Raw genomic sequence first — 16,238 nt, 5'->3', positions numbered from 1 at the left:
GCCGCGTCAACGCGGCCGCCGGCGGGTGCGAGATGCCGGGAATTGCGACGGAAACGGCCGTTCGGTCAGTACTTCCAGGCCGACCCGTCGAAGCTGAAGATCTCCATCACCTCGGTCTTCTCGACGACCTCCGGGGAGCTCTTCTTCGCCGCTTCGGCCGAGGTTCCGGCCTTGCGCAGCTGCAGCTGGTTGTAGACCAGCGTGCCCACGCCGCGCACGCCGGGCTTGGCGCGCGACTGGCACTTCAGGGGGGTCTTCTCGTAGCCGGTGTAGGTCCCGACGACCTGACCGCCTTGAGGCGTGTACTGGACCTTGGCCGCATTGGCCTGCTCGCGTGCGGCGAGCTTCCCCATCCACTCCGCGCAGAAGCTCTCGAAAGTCTGCGGCTGCGCGGCACGGGCTGCGGGGGCCGTGAGTGCGAGCACACCCACGGCGAGAATCAACGCGATCCGGAACTGAGTTGCGCTCGAACGACCCAACATCGCTCCAAGCCTCCTGTATCCACTAAGGGCGCCCCCTCCGCGCCTGGATCGATTCGGCAAATCCTCTCATCCGGTGAAGGTCCGGGGAAGGCGAACCCGCAGCCTTCCCGCTCATCTGTACCAGTTCTCCACGCTTGCAAAAGGTGCAAATCCCGTCATCATGCGGCCTAGTCGGATCGACCTGCGCGCTAGATGCGTGAGTGCGTCGGATATCTGCGCACGATCCGCGACCTCTGGAGGAAGCGCCAAGATGAAGGGACTCACGACTCTGGTTTCGGTTGGACTGCTCGCCCTGGGCTCGGGCTGCGCGAGCATGCATGAGACGTTCGGAGCGGCCACGCCCGTGGTATGCGCAGTGATCGGTGGCGGTCTCGGCGCTCTCGGCGGCGGCATTGCTTCGAACTGGCACCACGGCGACGACAACCGCGACGACTTGCGCGAGGCGGCCGCGATCGGCGGCGGCGTGGGCGCGGTCGGCGGTGCGTTGCTGTGCGCACTCACTGCTCCGGAAGAGGTGAAGGCCGCGCCGGTCGCGCGCTGCACCGCGAACCCGAGCTCGGGTGCACCCCCGCTCGCGGTTGACTTCCGCGCAGTCGGGCAGTCCGACGCAGGCATCAAGGGCTACTCCTGGGACTTCGGTGATGGCACGACCTCCACGGAGCAAAATCCGCACCACACCTACTCCAGCGCGGGCAACTACAACGCGACCTGCACGGTCACCGACAACAACAACATGGCCGGCAAGGGCAGCGCGCCCGTCTCCGTCGCTGCGGCGGCGGTCGGCAAGAAGACGATCGTTCTGCGCGGCATCAACTTCGACTTCGACAAGGCTGTGATCAAGCCCGAGGCGGAGCCGGTGCTCGACGCCGCCGTCGACGTATTGAAGGAGAACCCGGACGCGCACGTGCGTGTCGGCGGTCACACCGACAGCGTCGGCACCGACGCCTACAACCAGGGCCTGTCCGAGCGCCGCGCCAAGTCGGTGCGTGACTACCTGGTCGCGCACGGCATCGACGCATCGCGGCTCACGGCCGTGGGCTACGGCGAGTCACAGCCGGTGGCCGACAACAAGACGAAGGACGGCCGCGCCCAGAACCGGCGCGTCACGCTCGACGTCGAGTAGGCTCGAGTCGTAGGGAGAAACGAAGACCCCTGGGACACTTCGCGTGTCCCAGGGGTCGTTTCTTTCGGGCTGCCGCTCTCGGATCCCGAAAGCGAGTGACTCGACAGGTCAGTAAGTCTTGGGCGCCGGCGGCACGGAGCCCGCCGCGTCCTTGGCCGCATCATCGGCGGAGCCTGCGGCGTCCTTGGCCGCGTCGGCCGCGCCCTGCGCGGCGTCGGCGGCGCCGCTGGCCGCCTTGGCCGCCATGTCCGCGATCTTGGCCTGCGCGGCGGCGAGCGCCGCCTTGACCTTCTCGTTCGCGGAGTCGGCTTGCAGCGCGCGCTCGCACACCGGCACTGCGTCGGAGTACATCTCGTTCGCCACCAGATCGAGGCAGCTCGAGCTGTCCGGGTTCGCGGCCGCGCCGACGCCCGGATTCGCGGCTTCGCTCGTCGGCGCCGGCGCCGTCCCCGTGGCGCTTGCGTTCGGAGCCCCCTGGTTCTGGCGCTGACCGCAAGCGGCCAGGCCGAGAATCGCGAAGGCCACAATCACCTCTCGTCGCATAGACCCTCCCTGCCCTGATTGGGCGGAGCTGATGCTACACCCGGGCCGCGAGGTCGCGCAGTGACCCTGCGCGGGTATCTTCCGCCGTGATGAGGGGGTGTCCCGCGGGTCGGCTCGCCGTGTGCGCCGCGGCGCTGTGCGCGCTCACCGCGTGCGCGGCGCTGCCCTGGCCGAGCGGCGAGGATCGCGGCGGCGCGGTCTTCCACAGCGACGGGCTGCTCGACCTGCGCGGCGTGGTGCACGTACACACGCGCGTGTCGCACGACGCGAAGGGCGACATCGGCGAGCTGATCGATGCCGCGCACGACGCGGGCATCGCCTTCGTGGCGCTGACCGAGCACACCTACCGCGCCGAGCTCAGCCCGGCGCGCGGAGTGGTCGAAGGCGTGATCCTGATCCCGGGCTGGGAGGTGAACTCGGCGGGCGCCTCGGTGCTCGCGCTCGGCGTCTCGCGCCGCGCCCGCCTGCCCCGCGACCCGGCGAAGCTCGTGGCCGAGGTGCACCGACGCGGCGGGCTCGCGTTCGTGGGCCATTTCGAGGCGTCGCAGCTCGCCGATCCCGAGAGCTACGCCGCCGCGGCGCCCGACGGCGTGGAGATCGCGAACCTGCACGCGACCGCGCTCGAGGTCGGCGGGCGGCTGGTGCTGGGCGAGCTCTTCTTGCCCGCGGCCTGGGCCATGCGCCCGCTGCTGCGCACGCCGGAGGGCAACCTGCAGCGGCTCGCGCGGCTCTCGGGCGTGCGCGCGCTGGTGGGCGGCGTCGACGCCCACGCCAAGTTCCGCGTGCTGGGGCCGCTCGGCGGGACGCTCGACCGCTACCGCGACGTGTTCCGGCTGGTCACGACTCACGTGCTCGCGCGCGAGCGCAGCGCCGCGGGCGTGCTCGACGCGCTGCGCGCCGGGCGCAGCTACGTGGCCTGGGAGGGCCTGGCGCCGGTGAGTCACTTCGCGGTCGCGCGCACGGCCGAGGGCTGGGCGGTGAGCTCTCCGCTCGAGGCGCGCGTCGAGCTGGTGTGCGCGGGCGAGGCGGTCGCCTCGGCGCAGGGCGCGGAGGTCACGCTGCCGGCTCCCGCCGGCTCGCGCGAGTGTCACGTCGAGGCCTGGCTCGGCGAGCGGCTGTGGGTGATCACGAGCCCGTTCGACGCCGGGGGCGAGGCGCCGCGAGTTTTGCTGTAATCGCGAGATGAGCGGCCCCGCGGTGCTCCGCTTCGACGATCTCGAGAAGTATCTGCTGCACAAGAACGGCAACTACCTGTACAAGGTGCCGTTCCAGGGGCGCTGGGCCGTGCTGAAGGTCTACTACGGCAGCCTGCCGCTGTGGCGCTACGCGCTCAAGAGCGCGGGCAACCTGGCGCTCGCCAACCAGACGGCGGTCATGCCCTGGTCGCGCCGGCAGACCGAGCTCGACTGCATCGCCCTGTGGCGCGACGCCGGCTTTCGCGTGTTCGGCGTGTACGACGCCGTGGTCGAGGGCCTGCCGCGCGAGGGGCAGGCGCTGTTCGAGTATGTCGAGGCGCCGCGCTTCGTGCACTACTTCGCGGACCGTTCGGTTCCGCTCGAGACACGGCTCGAGACCTGGCGGCGCTTCCTGCCCGTGTGGCACCGGCGCCACCAGCTCGCCGTCGACCGGCGCGAGCCGCGCTTCGTGCACGAGAACGGCGACCTCAAGCACGTGATGATCGTGGGCGACGAGTTCCTGTTCTTCGATTTCGAGACGGTGTTCCGCGCGCGCGGGCGCGTGCGCGAGGTCGTGGCGCGCGAGATCCTCTGCTACCTGAAGTCACTCGCGCGCACGGTGGGCGACGAGTTCGAGGCCTTCCTGCAGGCCACCGTCGACGGTTACCCGGGCCGCGACCTGCTGAGTTACACGCACGAGTTCGCGTTCGCCGATCCCAACCCGTTCGTGCGCGTGGGCCGCAAGCTCGACCTCGCGTTCCGCGCGCGCGCGCGCAAGCCTTCGTCGAAATACCGCATCGCTGCGCGCCTCGACGCCCTGCTCGGGCGCGGATGAGCGCCGCGACCGGCCGTGCGGTCCGCGTGGGCGGGCTCGACGGCGTGTTGCTCGCGCGCTCCGAGCGCGGCGACGGCCGACACCAGGTGGTGTCGGCGCGCATGCGCGGTCGCGAAGTCGTGGTGAAGGTCTACGGCCGCAAGCGCGCGCCGCTGCCCACCTGGCTGCGCGGCTTCGGCCACCGCTTCCTGGTGGGCAAGACGGGTCTCTCGGCGCGCACGCGGCGCGACACGGAAGCGCGGCTGCTCGGGCTGTGGCGCGCACACGGCTTCGCCGTGCCCGAGTGTCTCGCCTGGCCGTTGCCCGAGCCACCGGCAGAGCCGGTGCTGGTGATGGAGCGCGTGGACGGCCCGACCGTCGACGCGCGCCTGCGCAGCGCCGCGCTGCCCGAGCTCGAGCCCGCGCTGCGCGCCTTCGCCGCCGAGTGGAGCCGCCGCCATGCCCTGGCCGAGTCGCTGCGCGAGCCGGCGCTGCTGCACGCGCACCCGAGCTTCGCGCACCTGATCGACCGCGCCGGGGTGTTCACGGCCTTCGACTTCGAGTACGCCTACACCGACGCAGGCCGCGTCGAGCAGCTGGTCGACGTGGAGATCGCTGGCTTCGTGGCCTCGCTGCAGCGCGCGGCCGGGGCCCGGGCCGCCCCGTGGCTGCGCGCGCTGGTCGAGGGCTACACCGATCGGCGTCGCCTGGAGCGTGCGGTGGCGCACGGCGCGGTCGGGCGCTTCCGCGCGCTCGAGTCCGTGGCCGTGCTGGCGCCCTTCCTGCGCGGACGCGGCCCGCGCAAGCTGCGCGAGAGCGTGGCGGCGCTGGCCGCGGAGCTGGAGCGGGCGCGCTAGGCGGCGCCGGCGAGCGGCACGCGCAGCACGAAGCGCGCGCCGCCCGGCGAGGTCGCGGTGACGTCGCCGCCGTGGGTGCGCGCGATCGCGCGCGCGATCGGCAGGCCCAGGCCCGTGCCCGCGCCCGAGCCGGCGCGCGTGGAGTAGAAGCGCTCGAACACGCGCTCGAGCTGATCGGGGGGCAGCCCGCGTCCGGTGTCGGTCACCACCAGCTCGGCGGCGCCGCCGCGCACGCCGACCTCGACCGCGACCTTCCCGCCCGACGGCGTGTGCCGGAGCGCGTTGTCGACCAGGTTCAGGATCGCCTGTCGCAGCTGCCCGGCGTCGCCTTCGATCCAGGCGCTCTCGCCCAGACAGTCGAGTGAGATCGAGCGTTCCTCGGCGATCACGCGCAAGTGGTCGACCAGCGCGCGCGCCAGCGCCAGGAGGTCGAGCTTCTCGCGCGCCACGGGCTCGGCCAGGCCGCTCTCCAGCTTCTCGAGGAACAGCAGGCGATTCACGAAGCGGATCAGGTCGTCGACTTGCTCGATGGCGATCTCGACCGGCTCACTGGCGCCGTTCTCGCCGGCCGCGTCGAGCTCCAGGTGGCCGCGGATCGCAGTCAACGGAGTGCGCAGCGCGTGCGCGGCATCGGCAGTGAGTCGCCGCACGCGCATGACCTCTTCGCGAATGCGCTGCAAAAGGTCGTTCAGCACGGCGGCCAGCCGGTCGATCTCGTCGCCCGAGCCGGTGCGCGGCAGCACGCCGTCGGACAGCCCGCCCAGCGCCCGCGCCTGGGCGGCGATGCGCGACACCGGGCGCAGCGAGCGCGCCGCGACCACGTAGGCCGAGAGCGCGACGGCAACGGAGAGCGCCACCAGCGAGCTCACCAGGTTCTTGCGCAGGCCCCAGTACCAGCGCTGGACCTCCTTCAGGCTCATCCCGATGTTGACCCGGTAGTCGCCCACCCAGGTCTCGAGCGCGCGCACGCGCCGGGAGCTCGTGCGCTTGCCCCGCGGATCCCGGAACTCCCAGAAGCGCGGCGGTGCGCCGTGCGCGATCTCGAGCGCGTTCGGGAAGCCCGTGGCCGGAATGTTCGCGCTGCGCGCGACCAGCTTGCCGTCGGCGTCGCGCACCTCGACGAACATCTCGTTCTCGGTCTTCTGCGCGGCCATGGTCTGGTCGATCCAGTCCTGGGCGTTCCCGGCCGCCAGCACGACGCGCAGGTCGGCGAGGCCCTCGAACAGCCGGTCGTCGACCTCTTCGGTCAGCGTGTACTTGAAGCGCTCCAGCACGTACACGATCTGGAGCGCGACCAGACTCACCACGACGGCGAACACCGCGAGCGCGATGCGCAGGCGGATGCTTCGGTTCACGTCGCGGCGGAGAGCATGTAGCCGACCCCACGGCGGGTGTGGATCAGCTTCTTCTCGAACGGCTCGTCGATCTTGCGCCGCAGATAGCGGATGTAGACGTCGATCACGTTCGAGAAGCTGTCGAAATTCATGTCCCACACGTGCTCGGAGATCATCGTGCGGGTCACCACCTCGCCGGCGTGCCGCGCGAGATACTCGAGCAGCGCGAACTCCTTCTGGGTCAGGTCGAGCCGCGTGCCGGCGCGCTCGGCCTTGCGCGAGAGCAGGTCGACGCGCAGGTCACCGACCTCGAGCAGGCTCGGGCGCGCGGTGCCGCGGCGCAAGAGCGCGCGCACGCGCGCCAGGAGCTCCGCGAATGCGAACGGCTTGGGCAGATAGTCGTCGGCGCCGGCGTCGAGGCCGCGCACCTTGTCGTCGATCTCGTCGCGCGCGGACAGCACGAGCACCGGCGTGGCGCGCCCGCCCGAGCGCAGCTCGCGCAGCACCGAGAGACCGTCGCGGCGCGGCAGCATGAGGTCGAGCACGATCGCGTCGTAGGGGTTCACCAGCCCGAGACGCAAGCCGTCCTCGCCGTCGACCGCCGAGTCGACCGCGAAACCCGCCTCGCGCAGACCGCGCTCCACGAAACTGCGGACCCTGAGCTCGTCTTCGACCACCAATACGCGCATGGCCCTAGATTAGCCGCAGTGGGCGGTTTGCGCCGCGCTACCGCGCCCCGCGCAAACCGGAGATACTGGCCGCCATGGTGGAGGAGCGGCGTCCGGGGCTGATCGTCGCGCGGGTGCTCGTGGGACTGGGGCTTCTCGCCGCGACCTTCTGGATCTTGAGTCCCTTCCTGGTTCCGGGGGTTTGGGCGGCAATTGCGGCCTACATGACCTGGCCGATCTACGCGCGCGCCCGGGCCTGGACGGGGCGTCCGGGAGCCACCGCGGCGGCCGTCACCTTGATCTTCGCCACGGCCGTCGCGCTGCCCGTGGGCTGGCTGTTGCTGGCCTTCGCCTCCCAGGCGAGCGTCGTGGCGGAGCGCGTGCAGGAGTGGGTGAATGCGGGTGCGCAGCCGCCTCAGTGGGTGAGCGATACCCCGTGGCTCGCAAAGCGGGTGGAGGAGATGCGCGAGAGCCCGCTGTTCGGCCCGGCCGCCGCCGGCGAGTGGATCGCGCGCTACGGACAGGTCGGCTCGCAGTGGGCGGTGGCGCTGGGCAGCGGCATCGCGCGCAATCTGCTCGAGTTCGTGATCACGCTCGTGGTGCTGTTCGCGTTGTATCTCGACGGCGAGCGCATCGCGGGTCACGCGCGGCGCCTCGCGGTGCTGCTCTTGCCCAGCGACGACCCGCGCCTGGTCGACAAAGTGGGCGCGATCGTGAGTGCGGTGGTGTTCGGGCTGCTGGGCACGGCGCTGGCGCAGGGCGTGCTCGCGGGCATCGGCTTCGCGATCTTCGGCGTGCCGTCGCCCGTGTTCTTCGGCTTCGCGACGGCGCTGGCGTCACTCATTCCCGCCGGGCCGGCGCTGATCTGGATCGGCGCGTGTATCTGGCTGTGGACGCAGGGCTCGGTGTGGGCCGCGGTGGGGCTCGCGCTGTGGGGGGCGCTGCTGGTGAGCTCGATCGACAACGTGCTGCGGCCGCTCCTGATCAGCGGGCCCACGCGGATTCCGTTCATGCTGGTGTTCTTCGGCGTCGTGGGGGGGCTGGCGAGCCTGGGGCTGCTCGGCATGTTCGTCGGGCCGGTGCTGCTCGCGGTGGGCTTCGGGCTCCTGGCCGAGTTCCCGGCGCGCTACCGCAGCGCCGGCAGTGACTGACGCAGTTTCGTGTAGCGCTGCCACGGATCGGGCCCCTTGGCCAGCCGCTTGGGCAGGCTGTGCAGCGTGAAGCGCCGGGGATCGAGGCGGGCAGTCACTTCGCTCCATGCCAGCGGCGTCGCCACCGTCGCGCCTTCGCGGGCGCGGGTCGAATAGGGGCAGACCGCGGTGGCGCCGCGCGCGTTGCGCAGATAGTCGAGGAAGATCTTCCCGCGCCGCGCGCTCTTGGTGGCCTTGGCGAGATAGCGCTCCGGCTCGCGCGCCACGAGCTCGTCGGCGATCGCGCGCGTGAAGGCCTTCACCTCGTCCCAGCTCGCGCGCGGAACCAGCGGCGCCACGACGTGCAGACCCTTGCCGCCGGTGGTCTTCGCGAAGCTCTCGAGGCCGAGTGTCTCGAGCCGGTCGCGCACGGCGCGCGCGGCCGCGACCACGTCCTTCCAGGGCACTTTCGGGTCGGGGTCGAGGTCGAAGACGATCTGGTCGGGGTGCTCGAGGTCGGTCGTGCGCGAGCCCCAGACGTGCAGCTCGAGCGCGCCCAGCTGAACCAGCGCGGCCAGCCCGTCGGCGTCGGCGATCGCCATGTACTCCGCGACGCCGCCCGCTTCGCGCAGCTTCACGCGCTCGATCGACTCGGGCGTGCCGCGGCCCGGGTGTTTCTGGAAGAACGACGGGCCCGTGCGGCCCTCCGGGCAGCGCACCAGCGAGAGCGGCCGGTGCGCGGCGTGCGGCAGCAGGAAGGGCGCGACCTCGGCGTAGTAGCGCGCCAGGTCGGCCTTGGTGATCCCGAGCTCCGGATAGAGCACGCGGTCGGGGTGAGTGAGCCGCGGCACGCCGGCCGCCGGGGTCTCCTTCGTGACTTGCATCGCGGGCTTGTCCTCTCGCAGTCCTCGGAACGATGGGTGGCGCACGCGCCCCTCGCGCGTGCGCTCGGTGTACTCGACCTCGGCCACGAGCTCCGGACGCACCCAGCGCACGCCGCGCGCCTCCGCGCCGCGCGGCGCGGGCTCGAAGGGCGGCGCGCGTTGCTCGAGCGGGCGCAGCTTGCGGTGCAGCTCGGCGAGTGACTGCGCGCTGAAGCCGGTGCCGACCTTGCCCGCGTAGCGCAGCTCGCCGCCCGGGCCGTGCTCGCCGATCAACAGCGCCCCGAGGTGCTCGCGCGCGCCCGCCGGGGCCGTGAAGCCGCCGACCACGAACTCCTGGCGCGCCTTGCACTTCACCTTCAGCCAGGCGCGGGAGCGGCCCGACTCGTAGGCCGAGTCGGCGCGCTTGCACACCGCCCCCTCGGCGTGGCGCTCGCAGGCGGCGTGGAAGAACTCAGCGCCGCGTCCGACGACGTGGTCGGAGTAGCGCGTGCGGTCGTCGGCGCCCTCGAGCAGCTGGCGGAGCAGCTCCTTGCGCTCCACGAGCGGGTGCCGGCGCAGGTCGTGACCATCGAGGTGCAGGACGTCGAACACGAAGTACACGCAGCGCGAGTCGTCGCGCAGCGAGATCGCGTTCTGCAGCGCCTGGAAGTCACTGATCCCGTCGCGCAGCACGACCACCTCGCCGTCGAGCAGCGCCTTATGCGCCGGGAGCGCCGCGAGCGCGCGCGCCAGCGTGGGCAGGCGAGCGGTCCACTCGTTGCCGCCGCGCGAGAACAGGCGCACCGCGCCGCGCTCGATCCGGGCCTCGATGCGGTAGCCGTCGAGCTTCAGCTCGTGCAGCCACTCCACGCCCTCGGGCGGCTCGGCCACCAGGGTCGCGAGCTGCGGCGCCACGAAGCGGGGCAGGGGATCGCGGCCGCTGGCGCGCTTCACGAAGTGACTCGCTTGCCCTTGAACAAGAGCCAGCCCTGCTGGGTGCGCACCAGGTGCCAGCGGCCGCGCAGCCGCTCGCCGTGCAGCGTGAAGCTGAGCTTGCCGCGCTCGAGCGCGCGCGCCGCGTCGCCCTCGGGCTCCCACGTGCCGCGGTCCCAGATCTCCACCGAGCCGGCGCCGTACTCGCCGCCGGGAATCTCGCCCTCGAAGCCGCCGTACTCGAGGGGATGGTCCTCCGTGCGCACCGCCAGGCGCTTCACGCGCGGGTCGTTGCTCGGGCCCTTGGGCACCGCCCAGCTCCACAACACCCCTTCGTGCTCCAGGCGGAAGTCGTAGTGCAGGCTGCGCGCCGCGTGTTTCTGCACCACGAAGCTGGCTTTCCAGGCGCCGGGGCCGCGCGCTCCGCCACGCGGCTCGGGCGTGCGCGCAAAGTCACGCTTGCGCCGGTATTCACGAAGCGCCATGTGCCCCCTCGTGGTGCAGGCCGTGTGCCAGCGGGCTACGAGAGCGAGCCTACCTCGCCGTCGGCGGCGACGCTCACCGTCCAGCCCAGCCGTGAGCCGATCTCGCCCGCAAGCGCCGACGCGGCCGACGGCTCGCCATGAACCACCCAGGTGTGGCGAGGCGGCGCTCGGAAATGACCGAGCCAGTCGAGTATCTCGTTCCGGTCTGCGTGCGCCGAGAACCCGTCGATGGTCTCGATCCGGGCCTTCACCGGAACGTCCTGGCCGTGGATGCGCAGCGACGTCGCGCCTTCCTGCAGCGCGCGCCCGCGCGTGCCTGCCGCTTGGAAGCCCGGGAGCAGCACGGTCGTGCGCCGATCGGGGAGACGCAGCGCGAGGTGGTGCAGGATACGCCCGCCCGTCGCCATGCCGCTGCCGGCGATCACGATGAAGCCGCCGGTCAGGCGGTTCAGTCGCTTCGACTCTTCGGCCGAGTGCACCAGCGTGAGTCTCCGGCAGCGCAACGGATCGCGGTGCTCGTCCACGAGCTGGCGCATGTCGAGGTCGTGGTCCTCCGGGTGGCGGCGGTAGATCTCCGTGCCGGCGATCGCCATCGGGCTGTCGACGAACACGGGCAGCGGCGGAATCCGCCCCTCGTCCTCGAGGCGACGCAGGGTGAAGGCGAGCTCCTGACTCCGCCCCACCGCGAACGAGGGCACGAGCAGCGCGCCGCCGCGCGCGGCGGTCTCGTTCACGAGCGCGGCGAGCCGCTCCACCTCGTCGTGTGAGTGGACGCGGTCGCCGTAGGTCGACTCCACGAGCAGATAGTCGGCGGACTCCACGGGCTCGGGGTCGCGCAGGATCGGCCGGCCCGGGCGTCCCAGGTCTCCCGAGTAGACGAGCCGCGTCGCGGGCCGCGTGTCCAGCTCGAGCTCCACCGTCGCCGAGCCGAGTATGTGGCCCGCGCGCCGGAAGATCGCGCGCACGCCGTTCGCGACCGCGAATTCGCACCCGTAGGGCCGCGGCTGCAGGTGCGACATCGCCGCCGTGGCGTCGGCGACGGAATAGAGTGGCAGCGCCGGATGGTGCTTCGTGTAGCCGACCCGGTTGGCGCGCTCCGCGTCGTCCTCCTGGAGCCTCGCGGAGTCGGGCAGGAGGATCCCGAGGAGATCGGCGGTCCCGGCCGTGCAGTACACGGGCCCGCGAAACCCTTCCCGCACCACGCGCGGCAGATACCCGGAGTGATCGATGTGCGCGTGACTGAGAACGATCGCGTCGAGCTTCGCCGGGTCGAAGGGCACCGTCGCCCAGTTGCGCAGCCGCAGCTCCTTGCGGCCCTGGAACAGACCGCAGTCGAGCAGCACCCGCGCGCCGCCGAGCTCGAGCAGGAACTTCGAACCGGTCACGGTCCCGACCGCGCCCAGGAAGCGCAGCGCAGCGGGGGCAGTCATTCGGCACCGCCTCGCCCGCGCGCGTGCAGCGGCGGCTTGTGGAGCGCTTCGCACAGGTTCCGGTGACAGTGGAGGAGGATGTCCAGCGCCTCGGCCGGCGTCGAGAACTCGCGCACCTGGCGGTGCTCGTGCGACGAGATCGCGCCGCGCGCCACCATGTCGTCGAGCAGCCGCCGGAACCCGGCCCAGTAAGGATCCGCGTGCAGCAGGACGGGAAAGTGCGGGATCTTGTGAGTCTGCACGAGAGTGAGTGCCTCGAAGGCCTCGTCGAGCGTGCCGAAGCCGCCCGGGAAGATCAGGAAGGCGCAGGAGTAGCGCACGAACATGAGCTTGCGCGCGAAGAAGTAGTGGAAGCGGCACTCGCGTTGGACCCAGGTGTTCGTCGGCTGCTCGTCCGGCAGCTCGATCGTGAGGCCGACCGGCAGGCCGCCGCCTTCGGCGCAGCCCCGGCACGCGGCTTCCATCACCCCGGGGCCGCCGCCGCTGAGCACGTCGAAGCCGGCGCCGGCCACCGCGCGGGCGGTCGCGCGCGCCGCGGCGTAGACCGGGTCTTCGGGGCGCGCGCGCGCCGAGCCGAAGATCGCAACCGCGGGCTCGACGCCGCGCAGCGCGGCGAAGCCGCGTTCGAGCTCGCCCTCGATGCGCGAGATGCGCTCCCGGTCGTCCTCGGAGACCGGCCAACCTATGCTCTCCAGGGCTTCTTTCGAGGTCGGGTTCTGCTCGCTCACATCGCTGCCCCTCTCGGAATCGCCGGAGGCGGTATTAGCAGAGGGCCGCGGGTTGGGAAGGCTTGAAGCGGCGCGAGCGGCAACGAGCGAAGTGACTGCCTGGCACGTGCGCCCGGCGGAGGTTCTCACCGCCGAGCTCGAGACGGACGCCGCGAGCGGCCTCGCGCGTGAAGAGGCCGCGCGCCGCCTCGCCGTCGAAGGGCCGAACGAGATCGAGCGCGCGCGGGGCCGCTCGGCGCTCGCGATCCTCGCGGGTCAGTTCGCGAGCCTCGTGGTCTGGGTCCTCATCGGCGCGGCGGTCGTCTCGCTCGTCGTCGGCGACGCGCTCGACGGCGCGGCCATCCTGGCGATCGTCGTCTTGAACGGCGCGACCGGCTTCGCGCAGGAGTATCGCTCGGAGCGGGCGGTCGCGGCGTTGGCGAAGCTCAGCGCGCCGAGCGCGCGGGTCGTGCGGGGCGGCGCGGCGGCGCTGGTGCCGGCGCGCGAGATCGTGCGCGGCGACCTGTTGCTGCTCGACGCGGGCGACCTCGTGGCAGCGGACGCGCGCCTGGTGGCGGCCGCGGCCCTGCGCACGAGCGAAGCCGCGCTGACCGGTGAGTCGGAGCCCGTCGAGAAGCGGCTCGGGGCGTTGCCGGAGGCGACGCCGCTCGCGGACCGTGCCAACTCGGTCTTTCTCGGCACCAGCGTTGCGACCGGGTCGGGCCGCGCGCTCGTGACTGCGACGGGCGCGCACACCGAGCTGGGCGGAATCGCCCAGCTGCTCGAGACCGCGACGCGCGACGAGACCCCGCTGCAGCGCCGTCTCGACCGCGTCGCCCGGCTGCTGGTGTGGGCGAGCCTCGCGATCGTGGCGCTGGTGTTCGGGCTCGGCCTGCTCCGCGGCCTCGAGCGCACCGGACTGTTCATGACCGCCGTCAGCCTCGCGGTCGCGGCGATTCCCGAGGGCCTGCCGGCTGTGGTCACTCTGGCGCTCGCCCTCGGTGTGGAGCGCATGGTGCAGCGCAACTCACTCGTGCGGCGCCTCGCGGCGGTCGAGACGCTCGGCTCGACCGAGGTGATCTGCACCGACAAGACGGGAACCCTGACCGTCGGGGCGATGACGGTGCGCCGGCTGTTCTCGGCAGCAGGCGCTGCCGAGCCCGTCCTGTGGGTCGCCGCGGCGTGCAACGACGCCGAGCTCGCGCCGGGCGCCGCCGGGGTCGAGGTGGTGGGCGACCCGACCGAGGGCGCCCTGCTGGTGGAAGCGGCGAAGCGGGCCATCCGGCGCAGCGACGTCGAGCGCGACTCGCCGCGGGTCGCGGTGCTGCCGTTCGACTCGGACCGCAAGCTCATGACGATCGTCCGCCGCCGTGGGGACGCCCTGGTCGCCGCCGTGAAGGGTGCGCCCGAGGTCGTGCTCGCGCGCTGCTCGCACGTCCGGACCTCGAGCGGGATCGAGTCACTCGACGAGCTCGGGCGCGAGAGGCTCCACGAGCGGGTCGCGCTCTTCGCGGGCGACGCGCTGCGCGTGCTGGCGTTCGCGGAGCGGCGTCTGGAAAGCTACCCGCCCGAGGGCGACGTCGAGAACGGGCTCGTATTCGTGGGACTGGCGGGCCTGCAGGATCCCCCTCGCGCCGACGTGCCCGATGCGCTCGCGCGCTGCCGGCGCGCCGGGATCCGCGCCGTCATGATCACGGGAGACCATCCGGACACCGCGCGAGCGATCGCCTCGGAGCTCGGCATACTCGGCCCCGGAGACGAGCTGGCGACCGGTCCGGAGCTGGAGCAGCTCGACGATCCCGCGCTCGCGACGCGCGTTCCGCGCACCGCCGTGTACGCGCGAGTGACTGCCGCGCACAAGCTCCGCATCGTGCGCGCGTGGAAGAGGCTCGGGGCCGTCGTCGCCATGACCGGCGACGGCGTGAACGACGCCCCCGCCCTGCGCGAGGCCTCGATCGGGATCGCCATGGGCCGGACCGGGACCGAGGTCGCGAAGTCGGCCGCGGACATCGTGATCACCGACGACCGCTTCTCCTCGATCGTGGCCGCCGTCGAGGAGGGGCGCCGCATCTTCGACAACATCCGCAAGACGCTCGGCTACCTCCTGGCGGGCAACTCCGCGGAGCTGGCGGTGATGCTGCTGGCCACGCTGGTCGGCACGCCCCTACCGCTGCTCCCGGTCCAGCTCCTCTGGGTGAATCTGGTGACCGACGGCCTGCCCGCGCTCGCGCTCGCGACCGACCCGATCGATCCGGGCGCGCTCGCCCGCCCGCCGCGGCGACCCGACTCACCTTTCGCCGACCGCGGGCTCGTCGGAACGATCCTGCTCACCGCGGCACTCACCTCGGCGGTCACTTTTGGCACCTTCAGCTGGGAGCTGTGGCGCGGGACGGACCTCGCCGCCGCGAGGAACGCCGCTTTCTCCGTGCTCACCTTCGCTGAGCTGCTGCGGGCCTTCGGCGCTCGCAGCGAGACTCACTCCATCTGGGTGCTCGGTCTGTTCTCGAACCTGCGCCTGTTCCTGGTCGTGGCGGGGAGCTTCGCCCTGCAGCTCTCGCTCCACCGCATTCCGCTCCTGGAAGAGGTGTTCCAGACCGGGCCGATCGAGCCCGCAGAGCTCGCGTCGTGGATCGCGCTCGGCGCGCTGCCGCTCGCCGTGCTCGAGGCCGTGAAGCTCGTGCGCGGGTCTCAGCCCGCGGGAAAGAGCCGGATCTCGGGCGGAACGAGATAGCTGCCGTCGACCCAGATGCGCTCGAGCTTGCGGGTCGCGATCCGCCAGCCTTCGGCCGTGCGCTGCCACGTGTCGGTGTAGCGCCCCCCTTCGGTGGTGAGATTCTCCGTGCCGTCGGGTCTCACCTGCACGTGAGTCGCGACCAGGTAGGCGGTCGAGCTCGCGGTGTCGCCGCGCAGCTCGATCGACGGGTTCGAGATCACGTGCTGCGTGGCCTTGAAGATGGTCATCGCGCGCGCGAGCCACGGCCCGAGCTCGGGAAAGCGCAGCTGTGCGCCGCGCTCCAGGGCGTAGTGGATGCGCGCGTCGGGTGTGAACACCCGCTCGAGTGACTTCCAGTCCTTGGCGTCGATCGCACGCGCGTAGGCGTAGAGCACCTGCTGGATCTGGAAGAAATCTTCAGATGGCGCGGTCACGGTTCGCCCAGTACGGGTCACGCAGCTTGCGCTTGTAGAGCTTCCCGTTCGGGTCGCGCGGCAGCTCGGACACGAAGTCGATGGTCTTGGGCGTCTTGAACTTCGCCAGCTTGTCGGCGCAGAAGGCGAAGATCTCGTCGGCCAGCGCGGGGCCCGGAGTGACTCCAGCCGCCGGCTCGACCACCGCCTTCACCTCTTCGCCCCAGTCCTCGTTCGGGATGCCGAACACGGCCACGTCGCCGACCTTGGGGTGCGTGAGCAGCACGTTCTCGATCTCGGCCGGGTAGATGTTCACGCCCCCCGAGATGATCATGTCGTTCTTGCGGTCGCACAGGAACAGGTACTTCTCGTCGTCGAGGTAGCCGACGTCGCCCACCGTGAAGAAGCCCGCGCGGCGGTTCTCGTCGGTCTTCTTGCGGTCGCCCTTGTACTCGAAGTCGGCGGCGCCGAGCTTCATGTAGACCGTGCCCGGCGTGCCCGGCGGGCAATCCTTGCCCTCGTCGTCGAGCACGCGGATCTCGGAGTTCGCCCAGGCGCGCCCGACGGT

General features: G+C 71.7%; 14 protein-coding genes and 1 pseudogene. 6 read left to right on the top strand and 9 right to left on the bottom strand.

Annotation, left to right across the window (positions count from 1 at the left end):
• Nucleotides 1-65 precede the first annotated feature (65 nt).
• Nucleotides 66-353 (bottom strand): hypothetical protein, encoded by a 288-nt coding sequence (locus VMR86_06100; GenBank protein ID HTO06612.1) that lies wholly within the window; start codon nt 351-353, stop codon nt 66-68.
• A 379-nt stretch (nt 354-732) separates the two neighbouring features.
• On the opposite strand from VMR86_06100, the gene VMR86_06095 reads away from it, so the two are divergent.
• Nucleotides 733-1,605 carry an OmpA family protein gene (locus tag VMR86_06095; GenBank protein HTO06611.1) on the top strand — a complete coding sequence of 291 codons (873 nt, stop codon included), beginning with the start codon at nt 733-735 and terminating at the stop codon, nt 1,603-1,605.
• Between the two features lie 108 nt (nt 1,606-1,713).
• Here VMR86_06095 and VMR86_06090 read toward each other — a convergent pair whose 3' ends face one another.
• Nucleotides 1,714-2,130 carry a hypothetical protein gene (locus VMR86_06090; protein HTO06610.1) on the bottom strand — a complete coding sequence of 139 codons (417 nt, stop codon included), beginning with the start codon at nt 2,128-2,130 and terminating at the stop codon, nt 1,714-1,716.
• 107 nt (nt 2,131-2,237) lie between these two features.
• On the opposite strand from VMR86_06090, the gene VMR86_06085 reads away from it, so the two are divergent.
• The 3 genes from VMR86_06085 to VMR86_06075 are packed head-to-tail and all read left to right on the top strand — an operon-like array spanning nt 2,238 to nt 4,994.
• Nucleotides 2,238-3,323: a hypothetical protein gene (locus VMR86_06085; GenBank protein ID HTO06609.1), complete on the top strand. Its 1,086-nt coding sequence runs from the start codon at nt 2,238-2,240 to the stop codon at nt 3,321-3,323.
• Between the two features lie 7 nt (nt 3,324-3,330).
• Nucleotides 3,331-4,158, top strand: coding sequence for a hypothetical protein (locus VMR86_06080; GenBank protein ID HTO06608.1), 828 nt, complete (start codon nt 3,331-3,333; stop codon nt 4,156-4,158).
• Entirely contained in the window at nt 4,155-4,994 is an 840-nt protein-coding gene (locus tag VMR86_06075; protein ID HTO06607.1) for a hypothetical protein, read from the top strand. Before VMR86_06080 ends, VMR86_06075 begins: the two co-directional genes overlap by 4 nt.
• Here the strand turns inward: VMR86_06075 and VMR86_06070 are convergent.
• Nucleotides 4,991-6,349, bottom strand: coding sequence for an ATP-binding protein (locus tag VMR86_06070; GenBank protein ID HTO06606.1), 1,359 nt, complete (start codon nt 6,347-6,349; stop codon nt 4,991-4,993). The genes VMR86_06075 and VMR86_06070 overlap by 4 nt on opposite strands.
• Entirely contained in the window at nt 6,346-7,017 is a 672-nt protein-coding gene (locus tag VMR86_06065) for a heavy metal response regulator transcription factor (protein ID HTO06605.1), read from the bottom strand. The genes VMR86_06070 and VMR86_06065 overlap by 4 nt, the downstream gene beginning before the upstream one ends.
• 74 nt (nt 7,018-7,091) lie before the next feature.
• Between VMR86_06065 and VMR86_06060 the strand changes: the two genes are divergently transcribed.
• A complete protein-coding gene (locus VMR86_06060; protein ID HTO06604.1) occupies nt 7,092-8,147 on the top strand; it encodes an AI-2E family transporter in 1,056 nt (351 codons plus the stop codon).
• On the opposite strand, the pseudogene ligD reads toward VMR86_06060, so the two are convergent.
• The 3 genes and pseudogenes from ligD to VMR86_06045 form a co-directional block, all read right to left on the bottom strand.
• Nucleotides 8,123-10,407, bottom strand: a pseudogene (gene ligD / locus VMR86_06055) (DNA ligase D). The gene VMR86_06060 and the pseudogene ligD overlap by 25 nt on opposite strands.
• Nucleotides 10,408-10,442: 35 nt before the next feature.
• Nucleotides 10,443-11,837, bottom strand: coding sequence for an MBL fold metallo-hydrolase (locus tag VMR86_06050; protein ID HTO06603.1), 1,395 nt, complete (start codon nt 11,835-11,837; stop codon nt 10,443-10,445).
• Nucleotides 11,834-12,565 (bottom strand): TIGR00730 family Rossman fold protein, encoded by a 732-nt coding sequence (locus VMR86_06045; GenBank protein ID HTO06602.1) that lies wholly within the window; start codon nt 12,563-12,565, stop codon nt 11,834-11,836. Before VMR86_06045 ends, VMR86_06050 begins: the two co-directional genes overlap by 4 nt.
• Before the next feature lie 52 nt (nt 12,566-12,617).
• Between VMR86_06045 and VMR86_06040 the strand changes: the two genes are divergently transcribed.
• Nucleotides 12,618-15,275: a cation-translocating P-type ATPase gene (locus VMR86_06040; GenBank protein ID HTO06601.1), complete on the top strand. Its 2,658-nt coding sequence runs from the start codon at nt 12,618-12,620 to the stop codon at nt 15,273-15,275.
• Here VMR86_06040 and VMR86_06035 read toward each other — a convergent pair.
• Nucleotides 15,233-15,691, bottom strand: a complete 459-nt coding sequence (locus VMR86_06035; protein ID HTO06600.1) for a nuclear transport factor 2 family protein — start codon at nt 15,689-15,691, stop codon at nt 15,233-15,235. The two genes, VMR86_06040 and VMR86_06035, sit on opposite strands and share 43 nt — an antisense overlap.
• Nucleotides 15,675-16,238, bottom strand: a 564-nt coding sequence (locus VMR86_06030) for an acyl-CoA synthetase (protein ID HTO06599.1), incomplete at its 5' end; no start/stop codon positions are given. The genes VMR86_06030 and VMR86_06035, both read right to left, overlap by 17 nt.

It is taken from the genome of Myxococcota bacterium, from assembly GCA_035498015.1.
Classification (GTDB): Bacteria; Myxococcota_A; UBA9160; order SZUA-336; family SZUA-336; genus VGRW01.
This window is presented reverse-complemented; position numbering and strand designations above follow the sequence as displayed.